Source organism: Streptomyces sp. NPDC044984 (assembly GCF_040646935.1).
GTDB lineage: Bacteria > Actinomycetota > Actinomycetes > Streptomycetales > Streptomycetaceae > Streptomyces.
In genome coordinates, this window is record NZ_JBEZBE010000027.1 from 71,843 (window position 1) to 93,191 (window position 21,349).

The 21,349-nt window shown below is 74.4% G+C and carries 23 protein-coding genes; 15 read left to right on the forward strand and 8 right to left on the reverse strand.

Annotated elements, in window-relative coordinates; translation table 11 throughout:
- Positions 1-129 precede the first annotated feature (129 nt).
- From AB0A94_RS26875 to AB0A94_RS26890, 4 genes are all read right to left on the reverse strand, one after another.
- A complete protein-coding gene (locus AB0A94_RS26875) occupies positions 130-1,260 on the reverse strand; it encodes a cellulose binding domain-containing protein (protein WP_361748394.1) in 1,131 nt (376 codons plus the stop codon).
- A gap of 269 nt (positions 1,261-1,529) precedes the next feature.
- Positions 1,530-2,552: a LacI family DNA-binding transcriptional regulator gene (locus AB0A94_RS26880; RefSeq protein ID WP_361748396.1), complete on the reverse strand. Its 1,023-nt coding sequence runs from the start codon at positions 2,550-2,552 to the stop codon at positions 1,530-1,532.
- A 182-nt stretch (positions 2,553-2,734) separates the two neighbouring features.
- The gene (locus AB0A94_RS26885; RefSeq protein ID WP_361748398.1) at positions 2,735-3,178 is read right to left on the reverse strand and encodes a glutaredoxin domain-containing protein; all 444 of its coding nucleotides are present in this window, start codon (positions 3,176-3,178) and stop codon (positions 2,735-2,737) included.
- A gap of 418 nt (positions 3,179-3,596) precedes the next feature.
- Positions 3,597-5,246 carry an ATP-binding cassette domain-containing protein gene (locus AB0A94_RS26890; RefSeq protein WP_361748400.1) on the reverse strand — a complete coding sequence of 550 codons (1,650 nt, stop codon included), beginning with the start codon at positions 5,244-5,246 and terminating at the stop codon, positions 3,597-3,599.
- Between the two features lie 232 nt (positions 5,247-5,478).
- Here AB0A94_RS26890 and AB0A94_RS26895 point away from each other — a divergent pair, with 232 nt between their 5' ends.
- From AB0A94_RS26895 to AB0A94_RS26905, 3 genes are all read left to right on the forward strand, one after another.
- Positions 5,479-5,904 carry a DUF2809 domain-containing protein gene (locus AB0A94_RS26895; RefSeq protein WP_361748402.1) on the forward strand — a complete coding sequence of 142 codons (426 nt, stop codon included), beginning with the start codon at positions 5,479-5,481 and terminating at the stop codon, positions 5,902-5,904.
- 75 nt (positions 5,905-5,979) lie between these two features.
- Entirely contained in the window at positions 5,980-6,222 is a 243-nt protein-coding gene (locus tag AB0A94_RS26900) for an acyl carrier protein (protein ID WP_361748404.1), read from the forward strand.
- A 71-nt stretch (positions 6,223-6,293) separates the two neighbouring features.
- The gene (locus tag AB0A94_RS26905) at positions 6,294-6,515 is read left to right on the forward strand and encodes a hypothetical protein (RefSeq protein ID WP_361748406.1); all 222 of its coding nucleotides are present in this window, start codon (positions 6,294-6,296) and stop codon (positions 6,513-6,515) included.
- Between the two features lie 290 nt (positions 6,516-6,805).
- On the opposite strand, the gene AB0A94_RS26910 is transcribed toward AB0A94_RS26905, so the two are convergent.
- Complete coding sequence (locus AB0A94_RS26910; protein ID WP_361748409.1) at positions 6,806-7,765, reverse strand: helix-turn-helix domain-containing protein; 960 nt, start codon at positions 7,763-7,765, stop codon at positions 6,806-6,808.
- Between the two features lie 111 nt (positions 7,766-7,876).
- Here AB0A94_RS26910 and AB0A94_RS26915 point away from each other — a divergent pair, with 111 nt between their 5' ends.
- Positions 7,877-8,908, forward strand: coding sequence for a saccharopine dehydrogenase NADP-binding domain-containing protein (locus AB0A94_RS26915; protein ID WP_361748488.1), 1,032 nt, complete (start codon positions 7,877-7,879; stop codon positions 8,906-8,908).
- A 79-nt stretch (positions 8,909-8,987) separates the two neighbouring features.
- On the opposite strand, the gene AB0A94_RS26920 is transcribed toward AB0A94_RS26915, so the two are convergent.
- Both AB0A94_RS26920 and AB0A94_RS26925 read right to left on the reverse strand, forming a co-directional pair.
- Positions 8,988-9,437, reverse strand: coding sequence for a spore-associated protein (locus tag AB0A94_RS26920; RefSeq protein ID WP_361748411.1), 450 nt, complete (start codon positions 9,435-9,437; stop codon positions 8,988-8,990).
- Positions 9,438-9,564: 127 nt separating this feature from the next.
- On the reverse strand, positions 9,565-10,584 hold the full coding sequence (locus AB0A94_RS26925) for an aldo/keto reductase (protein WP_361748413.1): 1,020 nt from the start codon (positions 10,582-10,584) through the stop codon (positions 9,565-9,567).
- Positions 10,585-10,745: 161 nt separating this feature from the next.
- On the opposite strand from AB0A94_RS26925, the gene AB0A94_RS26930 reads away from it, so the two are divergent.
- On the forward strand, positions 10,746-11,357 hold the full coding sequence (locus AB0A94_RS26930; protein WP_361748415.1) for a TetR/AcrR family transcriptional regulator: 612 nt from the start codon (positions 10,746-10,748) through the stop codon (positions 11,355-11,357).
- A 92-nt stretch (positions 11,358-11,449) separates the two neighbouring features.
- Here the strand turns inward: AB0A94_RS26930 and AB0A94_RS26935 are convergent, their stop codons facing one another.
- Positions 11,450-11,692, reverse strand: a complete 243-nt coding sequence (locus AB0A94_RS26935) for a DUF6411 family protein (protein ID WP_217132299.1) — start codon at positions 11,690-11,692, stop codon at positions 11,450-11,452.
- Positions 11,693-11,965: 273 nt separating this feature from the next.
- Here AB0A94_RS26935 and AB0A94_RS26940 point away from each other — a divergent pair, with 273 nt between their 5' ends.
- The 10 genes from AB0A94_RS26940 (at position 11,966) to AB0A94_RS26985 (ending at position 21,323) form a co-directional block, all read left to right on the forward strand.
- On the forward strand, positions 11,966-12,406 hold the full coding sequence (locus AB0A94_RS26940) for an OsmC family protein (protein WP_361748417.1): 441 nt from the start codon (positions 11,966-11,968) through the stop codon (positions 12,404-12,406).
- A gap of 114 nt (positions 12,407-12,520) precedes the next feature.
- Positions 12,521-12,886, forward strand: coding sequence for a sortase-dependent protein (locus AB0A94_RS26945; protein WP_361748419.1), 366 nt, complete (start codon positions 12,521-12,523; stop codon positions 12,884-12,886).
- Positions 12,883-13,500: a class F sortase gene (locus AB0A94_RS26950; protein ID WP_361748421.1), complete on the forward strand. Its 618-nt coding sequence runs from the start codon at positions 12,883-12,885 to the stop codon at positions 13,498-13,500. Before AB0A94_RS26945 ends, AB0A94_RS26950 begins: the two co-directional genes overlap by 4 nt.
- A gap of 96 nt (positions 13,501-13,596) precedes the next feature.
- Entirely contained in the window at positions 13,597-14,088 is a 492-nt protein-coding gene (locus AB0A94_RS26955; protein WP_217132289.1) for an RNA polymerase sigma factor, read from the forward strand.
- On the forward strand, positions 14,072-14,467 hold the full coding sequence (locus tag AB0A94_RS26960; protein ID WP_361748423.1) for a hypothetical protein: 396 nt from the start codon (positions 14,072-14,074) through the stop codon (positions 14,465-14,467). The genes AB0A94_RS26955 and AB0A94_RS26960 overlap by 17 nt, the downstream gene beginning before the upstream one ends.
- Positions 14,468-14,696: 229 nt before the next feature.
- The gene (locus tag AB0A94_RS26965; RefSeq protein WP_361748425.1) at positions 14,697-14,960 is read left to right on the forward strand and encodes a hypothetical protein; all 264 of its coding nucleotides are present in this window, start codon (positions 14,697-14,699) and stop codon (positions 14,958-14,960) included.
- A gap of 11 nt (positions 14,961-14,971) precedes the next feature.
- On the forward strand, positions 14,972-15,262 hold the full coding sequence (locus AB0A94_RS26970) for a hypothetical protein (RefSeq protein ID WP_361748427.1): 291 nt from the start codon (positions 14,972-14,974) through the stop codon (positions 15,260-15,262).
- Between the two features lie 189 nt (positions 15,263-15,451).
- Positions 15,452-16,435: a hypothetical protein gene (locus AB0A94_RS26975; protein WP_361748428.1), complete on the forward strand. Its 984-nt coding sequence runs from the start codon at positions 15,452-15,454 to the stop codon at positions 16,433-16,435.
- 86 nt (positions 16,436-16,521) lie between these two features.
- Complete coding sequence (locus AB0A94_RS26980) at positions 16,522-18,369, forward strand: HSP90 family protein (protein WP_361748430.1); 1,848 nt, start codon at positions 16,522-16,524, stop codon at positions 18,367-18,369.
- 2 nt (positions 18,370-18,371) lie between these two features.
- The gene (locus AB0A94_RS26985) at positions 18,372-21,323 is read left to right on the forward strand and encodes a hypothetical protein (RefSeq protein ID WP_361748431.1); all 2,952 of its coding nucleotides are present in this window, start codon (positions 18,372-18,374) and stop codon (positions 21,321-21,323) included.
- Positions 21,324-21,349: the final 26 nt, after the last annotated feature.

The following is a 21,349-nucleotide window of genomic DNA, read 5'->3' on the forward strand; positions in this document are numbered from 1 at the left end:
CCGTCCCGGGAGGGGCGTCGACCGGACGGGCGGGGGGCTCGGAGGGACCCGGGGCCCGCCCTGTCGGGCAGGGAGGAAGAACGGGCCCCGGGTCGGGGGACACGGCGGGTGCGCGGTCCGCCGGTCGCGTCAGGCGGCCGCGCAGGCGGTGCCGTTCAGACTGAAGCCGTTCGGCTGGGCGAAGGTGCCGTCGTAGGTTCCCTGGAAGCCGAAGCTCTGGCTGCCGCCGGGCGCGATCCGCGTGTTGCCGTCGAGCCCGCTCGCCGTGACCGCGCCCGAGGAGGGAGTGACGGACGCGTTCCAGGCGTTGGTGACGCGCTGCCCGGAGGGCAGGGTGAAGGCGAGCCTCCAGCCCTCGACGGCGGACGTACCGGTGTTCTTCACGGTGACGTTCGCGGTGAAGCCGCCCGGCCAGACGTTCGTGGCGTACGACACCGTGCACGCCGCCGGGCCACCGGGCTCCTCCCCGGGACCCCCCGAGCCGGTGTGGACCGTGGAGGAGAAGGAGTTCACCGCGAGCCCCGCCCCGTTCTGCCAGGGCTCGAAGCCCGCCTGAACGCTCGTCAGGTACCAGTCGTTCTGCGCCATGCCGCGCGCGACGGTCGCCCGGACGAAGTCCATGACGTCGAAGCTCCAGCTGCTGATCGCCGACGGTGCGACGAACGACAGCACGTCGTTGGAGCCGTTGCTGCCCGACCACACCTCCCAGGTGCGCCCGCCGACGCCGGCCGTGCCGACCTGCGATCCGATCGGCTGGATCGGGCCCACCCGGTTGAACCAGATCATGATCTCGGTCCGGTTCACGCCGTCGGTCCGGGGCGTCGGGTCCAGCCAGATGTCGTACGAGGCGTTGTACACGGCATTGCTGACGTAGCTGTACGAGATGCTGCTCGGCGCGCTGGAGATGCCGCTGATCCGCGCGGGGAGGGCGGTCCCCGGCGAGCAGTTGGTGTAGTGGCAGCCGTTGAAGACCGACGGGTACGACTTCGGGGCCCCGTTGGTCGGCACCGAGCCGTCGGCCTGGGTGACGCGGAAACCGGTGTCCGTGGCGGTGACGCACTGGGTGGCGCTGGTGCCCCAGCGGTTGTTCTGGACGACGTAGCGCCCCTGGATGGTGGTCGATCCGTACTGTTCGCAGATCGTGGTGTCGGCCTGGGCCGGCGCCGTCCCGGTCACCAGCGCCGCGACCACGGCGAGAGCGGTGAGGAGCGTCGCGAACAGGCCGCGCAGGGCCCGGGTGTGGTGCGGTAACCGTCGCATGCGGGGACCTCTCCAAGAGGGTGCGGGGGACGACCGGGCGGGAGCGCTCCCGCCTCCCCATTGATGGGAGCGCTCCCATTGGTGTTTCGGGACGGGACTGTAGGAGCTACACATGTCCCTGACAAGACTGTGCGCGGGAAACTGTCGAATTCATTTCGAAGTCGCAGCTCAGCGAGGTGGTCCTGAAGGGCCGTCCGCCTCGGGAGCGCTCCCGAAACATTCGATGCGGCTGTGGCTCGTGAGACGGTCGAGGAGGCGGGGAAGACGGGTCAGGCGGAGCCGCGCAGCACCAGTTCCGTACGGAGGATGACGTGCCGCCAGGCCACCTCCGGCTCCTCCATCTCCTCCAGGAGCAGCCGCACCATCGTCCGGCCGATCTCCTCCAGCGGCTGGCGCACCGTCGTCAGCTTCGGGTCGGTGTGCTGGGCGAGCGGGAAGTCGTCGAACCCGATCACCGCGACGTCCTCCGGCACCCGGCGTCCCGCCGCGCGCAGGGCGTCGAGCGCGCCCGCGGCCATGGTGTCCGACGCGGCGAACACGGCGTCGGTCTCCGGGGCCCGCTCGAGGAGTTCGGCCATCGCCCGGCGACCGCTGTCGGCCGAGAAGTCCCCCTCGACCGTCCAGGTCGGCCTGCTCTCGGCGCCCGCCCGTTCCAGCGCCTCGCGGTAACCGCGCAACCGGCACTGGGCCACGTACATGTCGAGCGGCCCGGTGATGGTCGTGATCGAGCGGCGTCCGAGGCCCAGCAGGTGCGCCACCGCGCCGCGGGCACCGCCGGCGTTGTCCGCGTCGACGTAGGTCACGCTCTCCTCGCCCGAGCGCCGCCCCAGCAGGACGGTGGGCAGCCCCACTTCGGCCAGCATGTCGGGCAGCGTGTCCTCGGCGTGCACGGACATCAGCATCACGCCGTCGACCCGGCCGCCGCGCGCGTACTCCACGAGGCGCTGCCGTTCGGCATCCGTGCGCACCAGGGTGAGCAGCAGCTGCACCTTGGTGTCGGTCAGCGCGTCGCCGACGGACCGGACGATCTCCGAGAAGAACGGTTCACCGAACTGCCGCCAGTCCGGCTCCGTCATGACCAGCGCGACGGCGTCGGCACGCCGGCCCGCCAGCGAACGGGCCGCCAGATTGGGGACGTACCCCAGCTCGGCGATGGCGCGCTGCACGGCGCGGCGCGTCGAGTCCTTCACGCCCGCCGCGTCGTTGATGACGCGGGAGACGGTGCCCCGCCCCACACCGGCGAGCGCGGCCACCTCCTCCAGCGTCGGTGTGCCGGGACGCTGCCTGCCCATGACCACCCCCACGAGATCACTAGATCCTACGGCCACCGGGAGGGCCGGAACGGCCGTTCTCGGCACACGCTTCGCACCTGGACGGCCGACCGGCTCCGGACGGCGGCAGCTGCCTCCCGACCGGCCGGGGAAGAGGAACGGGCGCCACCGGGCCCGGTGTTCCCGGTGCCGCTCCGTCCTCCCTACGGCGCGGGTGGAGGGGAGAGCTGTGCGCGGACCCATGCGGGATCCGGGTTGACGTGTGGCCGGCCCCCGACGACGACCGTCGGCACGGTCTCGTCGCCGTCGTTGGCCGCCCTCACCACCGCCGCCCCGTCCGGGTCACGCCGGATGTCGACCCAGTGCAACCGCCCGGCGTCGCGGCCCAGTCGGACGCGCAGGCGCAGACAGTACGCGCAGCCGGGCCGCCAGAAGACGACCGGCCGGCCGTCGGCCGCGCTGCGGCGTCGTGCCTCCAGCGCGCCGATGGATCGCGGGAAGACAAGAGGCGAGTTCGTGCCCGCGAACAGCAGCAGCGCCGACAGAAGTGCCGCGGCCGCACCGGGGCTGCCGGTGAGGACCAGCCCGGTCGCGACGGCCGAGCCGCAGAGCAGCAACAGCATCGGCAGGATCCAGACACGCATCATGAGGACGCAGGTTACCGAGGTGTCCGCTTACCGAGGCGTCCGCGGACACCACCGCCGAGTCCCGGCCGCGCCCCGTGCGCCGGTCACGGAACCGCCTGCCGGGCCGTCGCCGCGCCGGTCCGGCCGGACCCGGACGAGGCCGGAGCCGGCCCGGCCGCGTCAGCCCGCACACGGTGGGACGGCACCCGCGGACGGTGCCCGCCGGGCCCGGCATCGCCTCCCGCCGGCAGCCGCGCATCGCGCTCCCCGGCCGGCCGCCCACCACGGCGCCGGCACGGGCGGGCCGCCCCGGGCCCGGCCCGGAGCAGCCCTCGCCCGCGGAGGCGGTACGTCAGGAAGGCGTACGGCGCGTCCCCGGCGCCGGTTCCTCCCGTGCGGCCGGGCGCGGCACGCCGGGCCGGGCGTCCGGCGCCGGCGGTCAGCCCACCCGCAGGAGCGGCCAGTCCGCGAGGTCCCGCAGGAGCTGGCGGTCGTGGGTCGCGACGACGACGCCGGCACCGGTGCCGCGGAGCGCCCCGGTCAGCTCGTCGACCAGCGGCGCCGACAGGTGGTTGGTCGGCTCGTCGAGCAGGATCAGCGTGGGCCGCCCGGACAGCGCCAGCGCCAGGTCGAGACGCCGCTGCTGCCCGAGGGACATCCGCCCGACCGGCGTCCCCGTCGTGCCGGAGTCCAGCAGCCCGAGGGACTCCAGCGCGACGGCGTCGCCGTCCCGGAGCACCCCGCCTGCCACCAGCCGTCCGACGTGCCGGTCGTACACCTCGCGGGCGGTGAGCCGGGGATCCTGTCCGGCGGTCTCCTGGGTGACCCGGACCACCCGCGCCCCGCTCGCCGTCCACACGTGCCCTTCGGTGGGCCGGAGGGCGCCGGCCAGCACCGCGAGCAGCGTGGACTTGCCGGCGCCGTTGGGCCCGGTGACGAGCAGCCGTTCGCCGCCGTCGAGGACGAGGTCGACCGGACCGGCCAGCCGCCCGTCGACGGCGACACCGTGCGCCCGCAGCTGCGGAGCGCCCGGCCGGACACCCAGCCGGGGCCACCGCAGGGCGGACGGCGGCTCCGGCAGGTCGATCCGGTGCGCGTCCAGTGCCTCCTGCTGCCGGTTCAGGGCCTGTACGACGCCCGGCGCACGGGACTGGCGCCGGTGCTTGCCGGTCCCCTTCTCCGGCCGCCAGCCGGTGGAGAGCCGGTCGCGGGCCCGCGACACCGCGTCCTGCAGCCGCCGGTGCTCGCTCCGCTGCTGCTCGTAGTCCTGCTCCCAGCGTTCGCGCTCACGGCGCCGGGCCTCCTCCCATGCGTCGTAGCCGCCGGCGTACAGGCGCGGCTTCCCGTCGCGGGCCGGGTCGAGGTCGAGGAACCGGTCCGCGACGTCCCGCAGCAGCGCCCGGTCGTGGCTGACGACGGCGAGACCGCCGTCGTGTTCGCGGAGCCTGCGGGTCAGGAAGTCCAGGCCGTCGGCGTCGAGGTGGTTGGTCGGCTCGTCGAGCAGCAGGACGTCGTGCCGCGCACCGAGCAGGCATGCCAGCCGGACGCGGTAGCGCTGCCCGACCGACAGGGCCGACAGCGGCCGCTCCCGGTCGGCGCAGGCACCGAGGGCCTCCAGGGCGACGTCGACGCGGCGCTCGGCGTCCCAGGCGTCGAGGCGGGTGGCGGCGTCGAGCGCGGTGGCGTAGCGGTCGCCGGCGGCGGGCTCGCCCCCGGCCATGGCGAGGGACGCCTCGTCCAGCGCGGCGAGGGCCGCCAGGGACGGGGCCAGCGCCGCGGACGTGAGGGTGCCGACGGTCTCACCGTCACGCGCGGACAGCTCCTGGCGGGCCAGACCGAGCGTGCCCGTCCGGTGCACGGCGCCCTCGTCGGGCGCGACCAGTCCGGCGAGGACGTGCAGCAGGGTCGTCTTGCCACGGCCGTTCTCGCCGACGACGGCGATCCGCGACCGGGCGGAGACGGTGACCGAGACGTCGTACAGGACGCGCCGGGACCCACGGGTGACGGTGACGCCGTCGGCGCGGACATGGGCACTGCCGCCCGCCTCGACGGGCAGGGACATGGCTTCGGGGGTCGGGGTGGGGTTCAACGGATGCTCCGCAGCTCGCAGTGGAGCCGGGCAGCACGAAACAGCCGCCCGGCGGGGACCGGAACGGCGTGCGCTGATTCAGGGAGAAGGCGCCGCCGTCAGTGGGCGGATCGAACCTTCTGCGACCAGATGCCTCGTGCCATACCCGGCAGCCTAACAAGGGCGGCGCCCCCGGTTCCTCCGGTTTTCGACGAGCGGGGCCGGGCCGTGCCCGGACCGCGGCTGAGGGATCATGACGACCGTGGCACTCTTCCTCGGAACCCGCCCCGGCGGTGACACAGCACGGACCCGTATCGCGGCGGCCGTGGCCGCGCTGGTGACCGTCGGCGCCGGACTGGGCCTGCGGGCCCTGGCGACGGGGGACGTGGCCAAGTACGGCGGGGACGCCCTCTACACCCTCCTGATCTTCGCCCTGGTGGTCCTGGCGGCGCCGCGGCTGGCACCGCCGAGGGCCGCCGCGGTCGCGCTCGCCGTCAGCTGGGGGGTCGAGTTCCTGCAGCTCACCGGGGTGCCTGCGGAACTCTCCCGGCACAGCACCGTGGCCCGTCTGGTCCTCGGGTCCACCTTCAACGCGCCGGACCTGTTCTGGTACGCGGTCGGCGCGAGCGCGGGCCTGCTCGTCGCACGGGGGCGTGCGGCGCCGGCCGGGAAGCCGTAGCACGCGGTACCGGTTTCACCGGGCGGCACGGTGAAACCCGGCCCTCCGACCTGTTCCCACAACGCGGGAGGACTCATGGCGACCGGCGAGACGGGCTTCAGCGATGTCGTGTACGACCTGATCTCCGTGCAGTACCACTCGCTGAAGGCGGGCCACGACTACGGCCAGTACGTCCGCGACGCGGAGAACGCGGGCCAGGAGGAGATCGCCGACTTCTTCAGGGAGGTCATGGCACAGGACTCGGAGCGCGCGGCCCGCTGCCACCGGTACCTCGTCCGGCTGTCCGGCACCGAGCAGGCCGGCCCCGCCGTCGACTGACCGCACGGGGACGGCCACGTCGCGGCTCGGCCCGGCATGCGGGCGGACGCCGCGCACCGCACGCTGGTGCCATGGCGAGCGACCGACCCATCGTGATCTATCCGCCCGGCGAGGACGGCGGCCGCCGTGTCCGCGGTGGCGCGCGGTTCCTCGGGATGGCGTACGGGCTGCTGGACGTGGTGGAGTTCCTGCGCCTCGCGGGGCTGGAGGGCGTCGACGACGACTGGCTGCGCCGGTCCGCGACGGTGGAGTGGCGCGGCGGCGGTCCGGACGTGTGGAGTGCTCACGGCTGACCGGCGGGCCGGGGACGGCGCGGTCCGGAACGGGCGTCGCGACGACGCGGTCCGAGTCGGCCCCGAGTCCGTCGGCCTCGCCCGTACGGCCGTCCCCGCCGGGGCGACACCGCCCCGGCGGAGGAGGCCGTCGCGCACCGCGGGGCTCGCCGCGCCCGCCCGAGGCGTCGCCGCTTCGGTCCACCGGCGACAGGACGGCCCCGCTCGGCTCCACGGTCCGGCTGATCGCACGGGTGCCTCCGGCAGCCCTCGTCCTCCGGGCCGACGGCACAGCCGGGTGAGTTCGCCCGTCAGGCCGGGGCGTGCCGGTGGGTCCGTGAGCGGAAGGTGCGGCGGTAGGTGTCGGGAGGCACGCCGACGGTGCGGTTGAAGTGCCGGCGCAGCGTCGTGGCGGTGCCCATGCCGGTGGCCGCCGCGATGCTGTCGATGCCGTCGTCGGTGGTCTCCAGCAACTCCTGCGCGTGGCGGATCCGTTGGGTCAGCAGCCACTGCAGCGGGGTGGTGCCGGTGACCGACCGGAAGTGGCGGCCCAGGTTGCGCGAGCTCATGCGCGCCCGGCGGGCCAGATCCTGGACGGTGAGGGGCTGGTCCAGCCTTTCGAGCACCCAGGGCAGCAACTCGGCGAGGGGGTGGTTGCCCGGAGCCGGCACCGGGGTCGCGACGAACTGCGCCTGGCCGCCGTGGCGGTGCGGCGGCACGACCAGGCGGCGCGCGAGGGTGTTGGTGACCGACGCGCCGTGGTCGAGGCGTACGAGGTGCAGGCACAGGTCCAGCGCGGCGGCCTTCCCGGCGGAGGTCAGCACGCTGCCGTCGTCCACGTACAGGACGTCCGGGTCCACCGTCACCCGGGGATGGCGCTCGGCCAGGACCCGGGTGTGCGCCCAGTGCGTGGTCGCGCGCCGCCCGTCGAGCAGGCCCGCCGCGGCCAGCACGAACGCGCCCGTGCAGAGGGAGGCCACGCGGGCCCCGGCCGCGTGGGCGGCGCGCACCGCGTCGAGCAGGTCGGCGGGCGGGGCCTCGTCGACGTCGGCCCAACCGGGGACGATCACGGTGTCGGCGTGCGGGAGCCGGTCGAGGCCGTGGTCGGGCTCCAGCAGGAACCGTCCGGCCCGCACCGCGCCCGGCCCGCAGACGGCGAGGTCGTACCAGGGGCCCGGCACCCCCGCCGGGGCGGTGCCGAACACCTCGTGGGCGATGGACAGTTCGAAGTGCAGCATCCCGTCGGTGACGGCCAGCGCGACAGTGGTCACGTCCGGAATTGTACGGGCCGTGGCGTTCCGGACACTCGTGCGGGAGTGCCCGCGCCCGACAGGATGTCCACGACGGAGCACGACGGATCGTTCGAGGGCGGGGAAGAGTTCATGGAGTCGCAGCGCACGGTGGTGGTGTTCGGCGCGTACGGGCACACCGGGCGGTTCGTGGTGGCGCGGTTGCGGGAGCGCGGGTTCGTCCCGGTCCTCTCCGGCCGCGACGCCGGAAAGCTGAAGGCGCTGGCGGTGTCCCACCCCGGCACGGACGTCCGCCCGGCGTCGGTCGACGACCCGGTCTCGCTCGACCGCGCACTGGCCGGCGCGGCGGCCGTGGTCAACTGTGCCGGGCCCTTCGCCACGACGGCGGCACCGGTGATCGAGGCGGCGCTGCGCGCCGGAATCCCGTACGTGGACGTGGCGGCCGAGATCGAGGCCAACGCCGACACGTTCACGCACTTCGGCGACCGCGCCCGCGCGGCGGGAGCGGTGATCGTCCCCGCGATGGCCTTCTACGGCGGTCTCGGTGACCTGCTGGCCACCGCCGCCATGGGCGACTGGACGGCGGCCGACGAGGTGCACGTCGCCTACGGGCTCAGCGACTGGCACCCCACCGCCGGAACACGTGCGGCGGGCGCGGTGTCCCAGCAGAGGCGGGACGGCCGGCGCGTCCGGTACACCGGCGGACGGCTGGAGTACCACCGTGAGGACGCGTCGACGCTGGAGTGGCCCTTCCCCCACCCGATGGGCCCCCGGACCGTCATCGGGGAGTTCACGATGGCGGACGCCGTCACCGTGCCCAGCCACCTGTCCGTCCCGGAGGTGCGCACCTACATGACGGTCGAGGCGGCCAGGGACCTGTCGGACCCGGACACCCCGGCACCGGCCGCGGCCGACGAACAGGGGCGGTCCGCGCAGACCTTCCTCGTCGACGTCGTCGTGCGCTCCGGCGGCGTCGAACGCCGCGCCGTGGCCCGGGGCCGGGACATCTACGCCGTCACCGCACCCCTCGTGGTGGAAGCGGTGGACCGCATCCTCACGGGACGGACCAGGACGACCGGTGTCGCCTCCGCCGGCGCGATCTTCGACGCGCCCGGCTTCCTCGGGGCCCTGTCCTCGCACCTGTCCCTGGAACTGCGCCGCTGAAGACGCCGGGTGACGCGCCGGAGCCCTGCCGGGGCCTTGCGGCCCCGGCAGGGCGAAGCGGTCCGCCGACGGGCGGGGGTCAGCGGGTGAAGGTGACCCGGTGCTCCTTCAGGGCGCCGCAGTTGGAGCCGTACACCTGCACGTACACGTTGTTGATGCCGCCGCCCCAGTCCACGCAGTGGCCCTTGCCGTAGACGTAGGTCGGCCCCGCGTACGACGTGAACCGCCCGTCGTCCTGGTCACCCTCCTCGGTGTCGGGGACGTAGATCCACGCGGACATGTCCAGGGCGGTCCCGGGGTTGGTGCGGATGGTCGCGACGCAGTTCCGGCCGTTGGCCGAGTTGTACGTCAGATAGACGGTGCCCAGTGAGCCGACGGCTGCCGAGTTCACGGTCTTGTAGCCGCTTCCGCAGACCTTCTGCGGTGTGGTGTCGGGTGCGGCCGAGGCCGGTGACGCCAGGGCGGTCGTGGCTCCCGCCGACAGGGCGGCCACCGCGGAGGCGGCCAGGACGGAACGGGTGAATCTCATATTTCCCCCTTGCGGCTCTTGGAGCGGTTGCTCCTGTCTGGTGTGACCCGCGGACCGGGCGAAGGGTTGTGCCGTGTTCGACGGCGAACTCCGGCGCTCTGTCCCCGGGTTCACGGCGGGGGATCCGTCAGCGGCGCCGCAGCGACGCGTCGAGCAGCGCGGGCGGGGTGTCGAACTTCTCGTGTGCGGCCAGGTCGGTGCCCGGGGCGACGACGGAGTCGATCGCGTCGAGCACGTCGGCGGGGAGGACGGTGTCGGCGGCGGCGAGCTGGGAGTGCAGGTGGTCCAGGGTGCGCGGTCCGACGAGGGCACTGGTCACGGCCGGGTGCGCGGTGGCGAAGCCGAGCGCGAGCTGGATCATCGTCAGGCCGGCCGCGTCGGCGATCCCGGCCAGTTGCTCGACGGCGTCGAGCCGGGCCCGGTTGGCGGGGAGGGCGGTGTCGAAGCGTTCCGGCATGAACGCCGAGCGGTGGGTGGTGACGTCCTGGCCCCTGCGGACGGCGCCGGACAGCCAGCCCGAGGCCAGCGGGCTCCACACCAGCACCCCCATCCCGTACTCCTCCGCCACGGGCAGGACGTCGGACTCGATCCCGCGCTGCAGCACGGAGTAGCTGGGCTGTTCGGTGACGTAGCGGCCCAGCCGGTGCTCGCGGGCGGCCCACTGCGCCTGCACGACGCGGTACGCGGGGAACGTCGAGGAGCCGAAGTAGCGGATCTTCCCCGCGCGTTGCAGATCGGTCAGGGCGGACAGGGTCTCCTCGTCGCTGGTGGCCGGGTCCCACCGGTGGATCTGGTAGAGATCGACATGGTCGACGCCGAGCCGGCGCAGGCTGTCGTCCAGCGCGGTGACCAGCCAGCGGCGCGAGCTCCCCCGGTGGTTCCGCTCGTCGCCCATGGGCATGGCGGCCTTGGTGGCCAGCACGATGTCGTCGCGGCGGCCGGCGACGGCCTTGCCGACCATCTCCTCCGACTCGCCGTTGCCGTACATGTCGGCGGTGTCGATGAGGTTGACGCCGGCCTCCAGGGCGGCGTCGACGATGGCGGTGGCCTCCTCCTGGGTGGTGCGTCCGATCCTGCCGAAGTTCATCGCGCCGAGCGCGAGGGTGCTGACCTGGACGCCGGTGCGGCCCAGGGTGCGGTACTGCATGGTGGTGTCTCCTCGGTGCGGGAAGTGTGTGAGGGCATGACGGGGCACGGCTTGGTGGCCGGGCGCCGCTCTGGCATCATGAGTAAACGGAACCGTGTTCCGGAACGATACGGAACGCTGTTCCGTTTTGGCAAGCGGTGATGAGCGGAAGGAGCGGCGCGGTGAGCGACAGTGACGGGGGCGCCGGGCGCGCGGCCGAGTCCCGGCGCAAGGACGCCCGGCGCAACAAGGAGGCCCTGCTCGACGCCGCCGCCGCGGCCTTCGTCGCGTCGGGCGTGGACGCTCCGGTCCGCGACATCGCGGCCAGGGCCGGAGTCGGGGTGGGTACGATCTACCGCCACTTCCCGACGCGGGCGGACCTCATCATCGCCGTCTACCGGCACCAGGTCGACGCCTGCGCCGAGGCCGCCCCGGCCCTGCTGGCCACCTCTGCGACTCCGCACGCGGCCCTGGGGGAGTGGATCGGCCTCTTCGTCGACTTCCTGGTCACCAAGCACGGTCTCGCCGCCGTGCTGCACTCCGACGAGGCCGGTTTCGACGCCCTGCACGCCTACTTCCTCGACCGTCTCGTGCCGGCCTGCACCCGGTTGCTCGAGGCCGCCGCGGCGGCCGGGGAGATCCGCTCCGGCGTCGACGCCTACACGCTCATGCGCGGCGTCGGGAACCTGTGCATCGGCGCGGAGAGCGACCCCCGCTACGACGCGCGCCGGCTGGTCGGGTTCCTCGTCGCGGGACTGCGGTCACCTCGGCCCGCCCTCCCGGACGGTGAGTGACATGGGGCACACCGTGTCACACCGTTGACCGGTTTCCTGTCGTACGGGCGGGAGGGCGGCGCACGGTGGCCGCCGAAGGGAACCGGCCCTCGTCAGAACGGCAGCCGCCCGCGGGCACGCCGCCCCGCGGAACCGCTGCGGCCGACCGCGCGGGAGCTCGAACGGAAGGGCTTGCCGAGGAGGCGCCCGAGCCGGCCCGGAGCCTTGGCCCCGGCCCGGGAGCCGACGCCGAGGGCGCGTTGGGCTCCGTTCTGCGGGTGCCGGGAGAGACGCGGGACGAGGAAGGCGAGGACGGCGATCACCACGCAAACGGCAACGATGCCGACGACCATCATGGGAGGCCTCCGGAGTCGGGAACGTGGACGCCGGACCGGTCGGTCCGCGAGGACCGCGTGCCCCGTTCCCGCGCGAACACGCCCCGGAACCGGCACGGTCCGCCGTCGTGGCGTCCGAGCGGGGGAGGCGTCCCGGCACCGAGCCGCCGCTGAGGTCGGACGACACGGCGGAGGGCGGCGCGCCGCGACCCCCGGGCGGCGTGGCCGTGGCGTGGCGGAGCGCGGTGCCGCCGGATCCGCGAGCACGCCGCTCCGTGGCCTTACCGTCGACGCATGAGCGAAGACTCCACGCGTTCCGTCGTCGTCGAGCGGACCGGCACGGGCCACTTCGTGGCCACCAACTCCCGTGGCGGCACGATCCGGTTCGGCACCGCCTCCGATGACCGCCGGAACACCGATTTCACCCCGGTCGAACTGCTGCTCGCCGCGATCGGGGGCTGCACGGCCGCGGACGTCGACGTCGCCACCAGCCGCCACGCCGAGCCCGACGAGTTCTCGGTCACGGTGACAGGTGACAAGATCAGCGACGAGCTGGGCAACCGCATGACCGACCTCGTGGTCACCTTCCGGGTCGCCTTCCCGGACGGCGCGGGCGCCGATCGCGCCCGAGCGATCCTTCCCCGCGCGGTCAGAACGTCGCACGACCGTCTCTGCACGGTCAGCCGCACCATCGAGACCGGCACGCCCGTCACCACCGCCGTCGAGCACACCTGACGGGACTTTGCCTTCTCTTTACAACCCGTGCCGCCGCTGTCCCGTCTCTCCGCACGATCCATGACCCAGCCCGCCGGACCATCGTGCGGGCGGAGCGACGAAAGAGAGCGATCCATGCGCCGAACTGCCCTCAGTGCCGCGGCACTCGCCTGCACCGCCGTGCTGGCGAGCCCGGTACCCGCGTTCGCCGACGGGCCGTCCCCGGTCCCCGCGGCCACCGTGACCCCCAGCGAGTCGCCGGCCCCGGCCGACGCCACGGACCCGAGCCCCGTACCGGCCGAGAGCGACGCACCGGACCGGTCGGCGGCCCCCGGCGGGGTCGCCGTCGTACCGAGCGGTGCGCCCGACACCGGCGTCGGGTCCGCGTCCGCGGAGTCCGGGACCGACGGCGCGCTGATCGGCGGGAGCGCCGCCGCGGTGCTCGCCACCGGCGGCGCGGCGGTCCTCCTCGTACGCCGCCGGCGGGCGACCACGGCATGACGCCGCTCTCCAGGCGTGCCTTCGCCACCGCGGCGACGGCCGCGCTCCTCGGCGGCTGCGCCGGCGGCGGTCACCGGACCGGCCGGTCCACGGCCGGGCACCCCGCGCGGACGACACCGTCCGCGCGGCCCTCCGCGGAACCGGCGCGCCCCCTCGGGCGTTCGGTCCCGGTCGGACTGGAGATACCGGCCATCGGGGTCGACACCCCGGTCATCCGGCTGGGGCTGGCCCCGGACCACACCGTCCAGGTGCCTCCGGTCACCGCCGACGACCGCGCGGGCTGGTACCGGCACTCGCCGACGCCGGGCCAGACCGGCCCGTCGGTGATCCTCGGCCACGTCACGGTCGGCGCCCACGGGGACGGCGTCTTCCGCCACCTCGCGCGCCTGCGCCGGGGGGACGGGATCGTGGCACGCCTGGAGAACGGCACGGCGGCGGTGTTCGCCGTCGACTCGGTCCGCACGGTCGCCAAGGCGGACTTCCCGACGGACGCGGTCTACGGCGACGTCGGCCGGCCGGAGCTGCGGCTCATCACCTGCGGCGGCCCGCGCACCGGCGACGAGTACCGCGACAACGTGATCGTGTTCGCCGCCCTGACCTCCGCCGGCCCTTGATCCGCCGCCGCGTTCCCGGGCCGGCGGGCCGTGCGCCCGCGGCCCGGGAACGCGGCGGGCCCCACGACACCAGTACCGCCACGACCATGGAGAGCGTTGAAACGGTCCCGAGAGCAGGCAGCGTCCGAGCTCTTCGCCGCCCTCTACCCACGCCTCGCCGGCTGGTGCCGCCGGCTGGTCGACGACGACGGGACGGCCCACGAGATCGCCTCGGAGGCGTTCACCCGGCTGTGGGCCCGCTGGACGTCGGTGGCGGAGCCCCGGGGCTTCCTCTACGTCACCGCGGCCAACCTCGTCCGGGACCACTGGCGCACGCTCGAACGCGAGCGCAAGGCCGTGCACCGCGTCACCACCGAGACCGCCGTCCGCCCGCACACCGAACAGTCCGACCCGTCCGTACGTCTGCTCGTGCAGTCGCTGCCGGAACGGCTGCGCGTCCCGATCCTGCTGCACTACTACGCTGACATGCCGATCCGGGAGGTGTCCGCGGTGACCGGACGCAAGGAAGGAACCATCAAGGCCGACCTCCACGCGGCCCGCGAACTGCTCCGCGCCCATCTGAGGAGAAGCCTTGATCACACACTCTGACGACGGTCCGGAGTTCGAACCCGACGACCCCCTCGCCGTCATCCTGCGGCCCGTCTCCGACCACCTCGGCCCGCCCCCCGGCCGGTTCGAGGAGATCCGCCGCGGCGCGGCGCGGCGCCGGCTGGTCCGCACCGCCGTCGGGGCCGGACTGACGTGCGCCGTCGCCGCCCTCGTCGTACTGCCGCTGCAGTCGTCGGCCCCCGACCGCCCGGTGTCCCCGACGGTCCCTCTCGCCCCGCCTCCCGTGAGCAGCCCTTCCGTCACGCCCGCTCCGTCGGCGTCACCGGAGCCCACCGAAGCCCGTCCCACCCCGCTGGCCCCGACCGACGGCCCCGAAACCCCGGTGAGCGAGGTCGCCCCCGCCCCCGGCCCGCGGTGAGCCCGTACGGTCCGGAACCGGGGGAGACCGTCCGCGCCCCGGGTGTAGAGGAAGCGGGCCTCCTCGACGCGGTGTTCCGCGCCGATCCCGCGGCCTTCGCGGCCCGGAGTCCCGAACTCCCCACACGCCACCGGCCCGTCCGAACCGGCCCGGCTGCCGGGCGGACGGAGGCGGTAGAGGCCGCCGGGCGCCTCGACGATCAGAGGATGCCGGAGGGGAGGCGTCGGACATGTGGCCGGGCCAGTGGGCCGTCACCGCCGAATCGGACCGGGACCGGTGGGACTGCGAGCCGCTCGAACGCGTGGGTCCTCTCCGGTTCGGCGCAGGCCTGCGGGAGGCGACCACCGTGATGGACGCACGGGCCTTCACCTCCGACGCCGCACCGATCGAGGACTTCGGTCCGTTCGAGCAGACGCGCGTTCGGTTCCGCAAGGCGGACGCATCCGGCCGCCAGGCGGACGTCGTGGCCTACTTCGTCGATTCATCGGTCTGACCCGTGTCGTCGTGGACGCCCGGACGGGCCCCCAAGCGGTACTGGACGGCATTCGGCTGATCGGGCGGAGGCCGTCCGAACTCGCCGGCGAGATCAGCGCACATCTGGAAGGACTCGGCAGGACGATCTCCATCACCCCCGAGGGCGAGATCAGCTCCGAGGACCGGGGGATGCTGCCGCGCGCCCAGCGGGCGGGCGATGTCCTTCTGACACGCGCGGTGTTCGGCAGGCCCAACTCCTGCGCCGATACCGCGTCCGACTGCGTCCCGGCCGACGAACGGGTGGCCCACCGGGTCCGTTGATCCATCGCCCGGTGCGGCTCCCACGAGGAACGGACACCGGGCTCCGCCGGCAGCCGGCCCGCCCGCGACGGCGGTACGCGCCCGCGTCGGCCGGAACGTGAAGCGCCGGTAAAAACCCTGTGGAAGCGGTGTCCGCGGGGTCGCTTATGCTGCACCGGATGATCATGCGGGACCAGGGGAGGGCGCGGGATGTTCGGCAAGTTGTTCGGCAGGGACGCGGAGAGACCGGCGGCGGATCCGCACGCGCTTGCCGTCCCGCGCAGGAAGAACGGGGTGTACCCGCTGCGCGCGCTCGGGGACACCCGGGTGCTCGCGCTGGTGGAGGCGGCCGACGCGGGTGAGTGGGAGGCGGTCAAGGCGGCGCTGGCCCCCTTCGACCTCGGCCGCGACCACCAGGTCCTCGGCGAACTGGCCGTCCTGGACGGTGTGCAGGACTGGATCGGCCGGGCCGTCGAGGAGGACGAGGAGCACCGGGCGACGGCCCTGCTGATATCCGGGGCGCGCCACATCAGCTGGGGCTGGGAGGCGCGCACCGCCGCCCGCGCCGTGCACGTCACGCAGGAGCAGTGGCGGGTCTTCCACGAGCGGCTCCACATCGCCGAGGAGCAGTTGCTGGAGGCCGCCGAACTGCGGCCGGAATGGGTGACACCGTGGCGTCAGCTCCTCACCTCCGGCCGTGGCATGTCGCTGGGCCCCGCCGTCAACGAGACCCGGTTCGACGCCGGCCTGCGCCGTGACCCGCTGGACCTGGAGATCCACACCGAGCGGCTGGCGCAGCTGCAGCCCCGTTGGGGCGGCGAGCCCGGTCAGGCCCTGGCGTTCGCCCGGGACGCCCTCGCCCGCGCCCCGCAGGGGCACAGCCTGGGCTGCGTGATCGCCATGGCGCACATCGAGGAATGGGTCGAGTCGGACCGCGGGGACTGCCTCGAAACCCCCGAGATCCAGGCGGAGTTGCGGGAGGCGGCCGACCACAGCATCCTCCATCCCGCCTACGTGTGGCGCCCGGGCTGGCAGCACGACTTCAACATGTTCGCCATGGCCCTGTCACTGGCCGATGAGCGCCACACGGTCCGGCGCGTCTTCCGGACGCTCGACGGCGCCTACACCGAGTGGCCCTGGACCTTCTTCGCGGACCCCGAGAAGGAGTTCGCCCGCCGCCACCGCCGCGCCTGAGCGCCCGCCGCCACCGCCGCGCCCGGGCGCCCGCCGCTTCCGGACCGCCCGCCATCCGTCGTCCCCCTCCCACCCCGGACTGCCCGATGACTCTGCCCGACCCCGCCGCGAACCCGGCCGGCGCCGACCGCACCTTCCAGGTGGACCTGCGCGGCCTCGTCGACCTCCTCTCCCACCACCTCTACTCCAGCCCCCGCGTCTACCTGCGCGAACTCCTGCAGAACGCGGTGGACGCGCTGACCGCCCGGCACGCCCTCGAACCGGCCGCCCCCGCCGGCGCCTTCGGCATCCGCCTGTACGCCGACGGCGCGGTGGTGCGCGTCGAGGACGACGGCGTCGGCCTCACCGAGGCCGACGTGCACACCTTCCTCGCCACGATCGGCCGCAGCAGCAAGCGCGCCGAGAAGATCGTCGAGCAACGCGGCGACTTCATCGGCCAGTTCGGCATCGGACTGCTCTCCTGCTTCCTGGTCGCGGACGAGATCCACGTCCTGAGCCGCTCCGCCCGCACCCCCGACGCGCCCGCCGTGGAGTGGCGCGGACGCGGCGACGGCAGCTACACCGTCCACGTCCTGCCCGCCTCCGCCCGCCCCCGGCCCGGCACCACCGTCACCCTGACGCCCCGCGCCGACGCGGGCGAGTGGACCCGCCCGGCCCAGGTGCACGCGCTGGCCCGGCACTTCGGCTCCCTGCTGCGCCACCCGGTCACCTTCGACGACGGCACCGGCGGTCCGGGCGCGCCGGTCAACCCGGAGGCCGCGCCCTGGGCCCGCACGTACCCCACCCCGGGAGCCCGCTCCCGCGCGCTGGCCGCGTACGGCGAGGAGGTCTTCGGCTTCCGGCCGCTGGACACCATCGAGCTGGACCTGCCCGCCGTGGGTCTCAAGGGCATCGCGTGCGTGCTGCCCGAGTCGGTGCCGGCCGGCCGCAGCCACGGCCACCGCGTGCACGTCAAGGGCATGCTCCTGTCCGAGCAGGCCGAGGAGATCCTGCCCGAGTGGGCGTTCTTCGTCCGCTGCGTCGTCGACGCCGAGAGCCTGCGCCCGACCGCGTCCCGCGAGTCCCTGTACGAGGACGACACCCTCGCCGCCGTCCGCGACGCCCTCGCCGAGCGGCTGCGCGCGTGGATCGCCCGGGCCGCCGCCGGCGACCCGGACCTGCTCGACCGCTTCCTCCAGGCCCACCACCTGGCCGTGAAGTCGCTCGCGGTGCACGACGACGAGATCCTGCGGATGCTGCTGCCCTGGCTGCCGTTCGAGACCACCGACGGGCACACCACCCTCGACGAGTTCGCGCGCACCCACCGCACCGTGCTCGTGACCTCGAGCGTGGAGGAGTTCCGGCAGGTCGCGGCGATCGCCTCGGCCGCCGGGCTCGGCGTCGTCAACGGCGGCTACACCTACGACCGCGAACTGGTCCACCGGCTGCCCGAGATCAGGCCCGAGGCCACCGTCGCCGACCTCGACCCGGCGACCCTCACCGCCCACCTCGACCCCGTCGACCGGGAGACGGAACTCGCCGCCGCGGCCTACCTCGCGCAGGCCCGCGACGCCCTCGCCGTCTTCGACTGCGACGTCGCGCTGCGCACCTTCCAGCCCGCTTCCGCCCCCGCCCTCCTCGTCGACAGCCGCGAGGCCCGGCACGAACGCACCCGCTCCCAGCTCGCCCGCGAACAGGAGGGCGGCCTGTGGGGCGACATCCTCGGCGCCCTGCGCCAGGAGGCACCGCGGGCCCAGCTGATCCTCAACCAGCTCAACCCGCTGGTGCGCACCGCCGTCGCCATCGACGAGCCCGAGCTGGCCCGCACCAGCGCCGAAGCCCTCTACGGACAGGCCGCGCTGCTGTCCCGGCGACCGCTCAGACCCGCCGAGTCGAGCCTCATCAACCGCTCCTTCCTCGACCTCCTCGCCCACGCCCTCCGCAAGGACAGCTGACGATGCCCACCGCACCCCACCCCCAGAGCACCGACGAGCTGTACCAGGCGCTCCAGGAGAACCGCCGGCGCCCCTACGGCCGCCCCCGCACCGTCACCGCCGAGGAACTCGTCGACGCCGCCGAGCGGTTCGCGGAGCCCGTCCCGCTCGTCCGCGCGCTCCTCGAACTCCAGGAGGCGTACACCTACGGCTCCGAACCCCGGAAGTCGCCCGTCGTCTTCGCCCGTCTGCTCACCCTCTTCGACGAGCAGCCCGACGTCTTCGACGACCGCCTGCGCCACACGCTGTTCTGGCGGTTCAAGTGGGTGGCGAACGCCCTGCGCGCGCTGCCCGAGATCCCGCTGGCCAGCCTGCGCCAGTGGCTGACGGAGATGCGCGACCGGTACGAGAAGGCCGGCCTCGGCCTCCAGCCCTACTACGGACAGGCGTACCAGCTCGCCGCCCACACCGGCGAGGACACCGCCCTCGCCTACGAGCTGTGGGCCGGCCGCACCCGCACCCGGCTCAGCGACTGCGAGGCCTGCGAGATCTGCGAGCGCGCCCTGTACCACCTGGCGGCGGGCGACGACGAACGGGCACTGCGCGCCTGGGAGCCCGTCCTGGCCGGGAAGGAGTCCTGCCAGGAGGAGCCGGCCCGCTCCTTCTCGTACGCGCTGCTCCCCCTGCTGCGGTCCGGCCGCACCGACCAGGCCCGCGAACTGCACCTCGCCGGCTACCGCGGCTGCCGCCGCAACCCCTCGATGTCCGGGGAGGTCGGGCGGCACCTGGAGTTCTGCGCGCTGACCGGCAACGAGGCACGCGGCCTGGAACTCCTCGCCGAGAACCGGAGCCTGTTCGACGAGGTGGACTCGCCGCGGGAGCAGTTCGACTTCCTCACCGGCGTGGAGGTCCTCCTCCAGCGCGTCGAGCACCTCGGCCACGGCGAACTGCCCGCCGCCGGATTCGCGGGCCGCACCTGGACGGTGACCGGCCTGCGCGCCGAGGTCCGCGAACGCGCCGACGACCTCGCCGCCCGCTTCGACGCCCGCAACGGCACCACCGCCCACACCGACCGCCGCGCGGCCCGCCTCGGACGCGCCCCCCTCCTGGACGCGCTGGAACTGACCCTGCGCACCCGCACCCTCGACGACGCGGTCCCGGCGGCCCCGGCCGCCGCGCCCACCACCCGTACGGCCCCCGCCGTCCCCGAGTCGCTGCCCGAACTCATCCTCCGGGCACGGGAACTGGACGAGCAGGGGCACCCGGACGCGCGGGCCTGCTGGGCACGGCTGCGCACGCTCGTCGCCGCCCGCGCCTACACCCACCCGGACGACCCGGCCGTGGGGTCGCTCGTCCACCTGCACGCGGACCTGCTGGACGACGAGGCGGGCCGGGCCCGCGAGAAGGACGAGTTCGCCGACGCCGCCGCCCTCCACGAGGAGGCCGCCGGCCTGTACGACGACGCCGGACAGCCGGGCCACGCGGCCCTCGCCCGCGCCTGCGCCCTGCTCGCCGCCGCGGAGACTCCCGCGGAGCCCCCCGCGGAGGACGCAGGCGGAAGCGAGGCGCGGATCGCCGCGCTGACCGCCGCCCACGCGTCCATGGTCCGCCTGCACGAGGAGACGCCCGGCCTCACCCCGCACCAGGAGGCGCGCCTGCTGCGGCTGCGGGCCACCGTGCTCGGCATGCGCCTGCAGACGTCGGGAAGCGAGGAGCACATCGCGCCGCTCCTCGCCGAGGTGGACCTGCTGCACACCTTCGCCACCCGGCACGGCGTCGACGCGCAGATCGCCGGGGCCCTGCTGCTGCGGGCCACCACGCACGCCATGACCGGTGACCTGCCCGCCGCGCTCGCCGGCACCGACGGTGCCCTCGACCGGCTCAGGGCGCACGGCCCGGCCTGGCACCTGCCCCGCGCCCTCGCCCTGCGCGGCCGGCTCCAGCTCGGCCTGCGGAACGCGCAGGCCGCGTACACGGACCTGACCGAGGGCCTGCGGCTGGCCGCCGACTGGCCGGCCGACACGGTCGACACCTCCCGCCTCCACAGCGATCTGGCCGGGGCCTGCCTGCACCTGGGCCGCCCCGACGAGGCGCTGCGGCACCTGACCCGCTCCGCGGAGCTGGACCTGCGCCACGGCAGCCGGTTCGACGCGTACTGCACCTACAGCAACGCCGCCCAGCTCAGTCTCGACCTCGGACGCGTCGAGGACTGCATCGCACTGCTCGACTCCGTGCTCGCCGAACCGGACGTCACCGCCGGGGAACTGGACGACCGGCTCGTCGCCCAACTGCGTCTGACCCGCGCCCGCGCGCTGCACGCGGGGGACGACCTCAAGGCCGCCACGGCGGAGTTCGTCGCCCTCGCGGCCGAGTCGGCCGGCTGGGACGACGACCCGGGCAGCCACGCCATGATCGCCGCCGAGACCGCCGTGCTCCTCGGCGAGTCCGGCGAGTTCGGCCGCGCCCGCGAGGCCGCGGACCAGGCGCTCGCCGCCCACGCCCGGGAACCGCGCCACGAGCAGCTCAGCAACTGCCTGCGCGAACTCGCCCGCCTCCAGGCCCAGCAGGAAGGACCGGACGGCCTGGCCGGTGCCCGCGCCTTCCTCGCCGACGCCGGCCGGATCGCCGACGAGGCCCGCGCCGCCGGGTACGAGGCCCACGGCCGCCCCCTGGACGCCGCCCTGGCCTACGAACACGGGCGCGTCAACGCGTACGCCGGTGAGCACGAGGAGGCCCTGACCGCCCTGGAGAAGGCCCTCGCCCTGCTCGGCGAGCCGGGGCAGGACCAGGAGCACGCCGGCGAATGGGCCGAGTGCGTCCGCCTCGCGGGTGCCATGGAGGGCATCTACCTGGAACGCCCCGCCCCGGCCCTCACCCGCCTCGACGCCGCGGTCTCCCGTCTCACCGCACTGGGGCACACCGAGGCGGCCGAGCCGCTGGCCTCCCTGGCGGCCCGGCTGCGCGACGAGGAGTGACACGACGGGCGGGGCCTGGGGGCTGC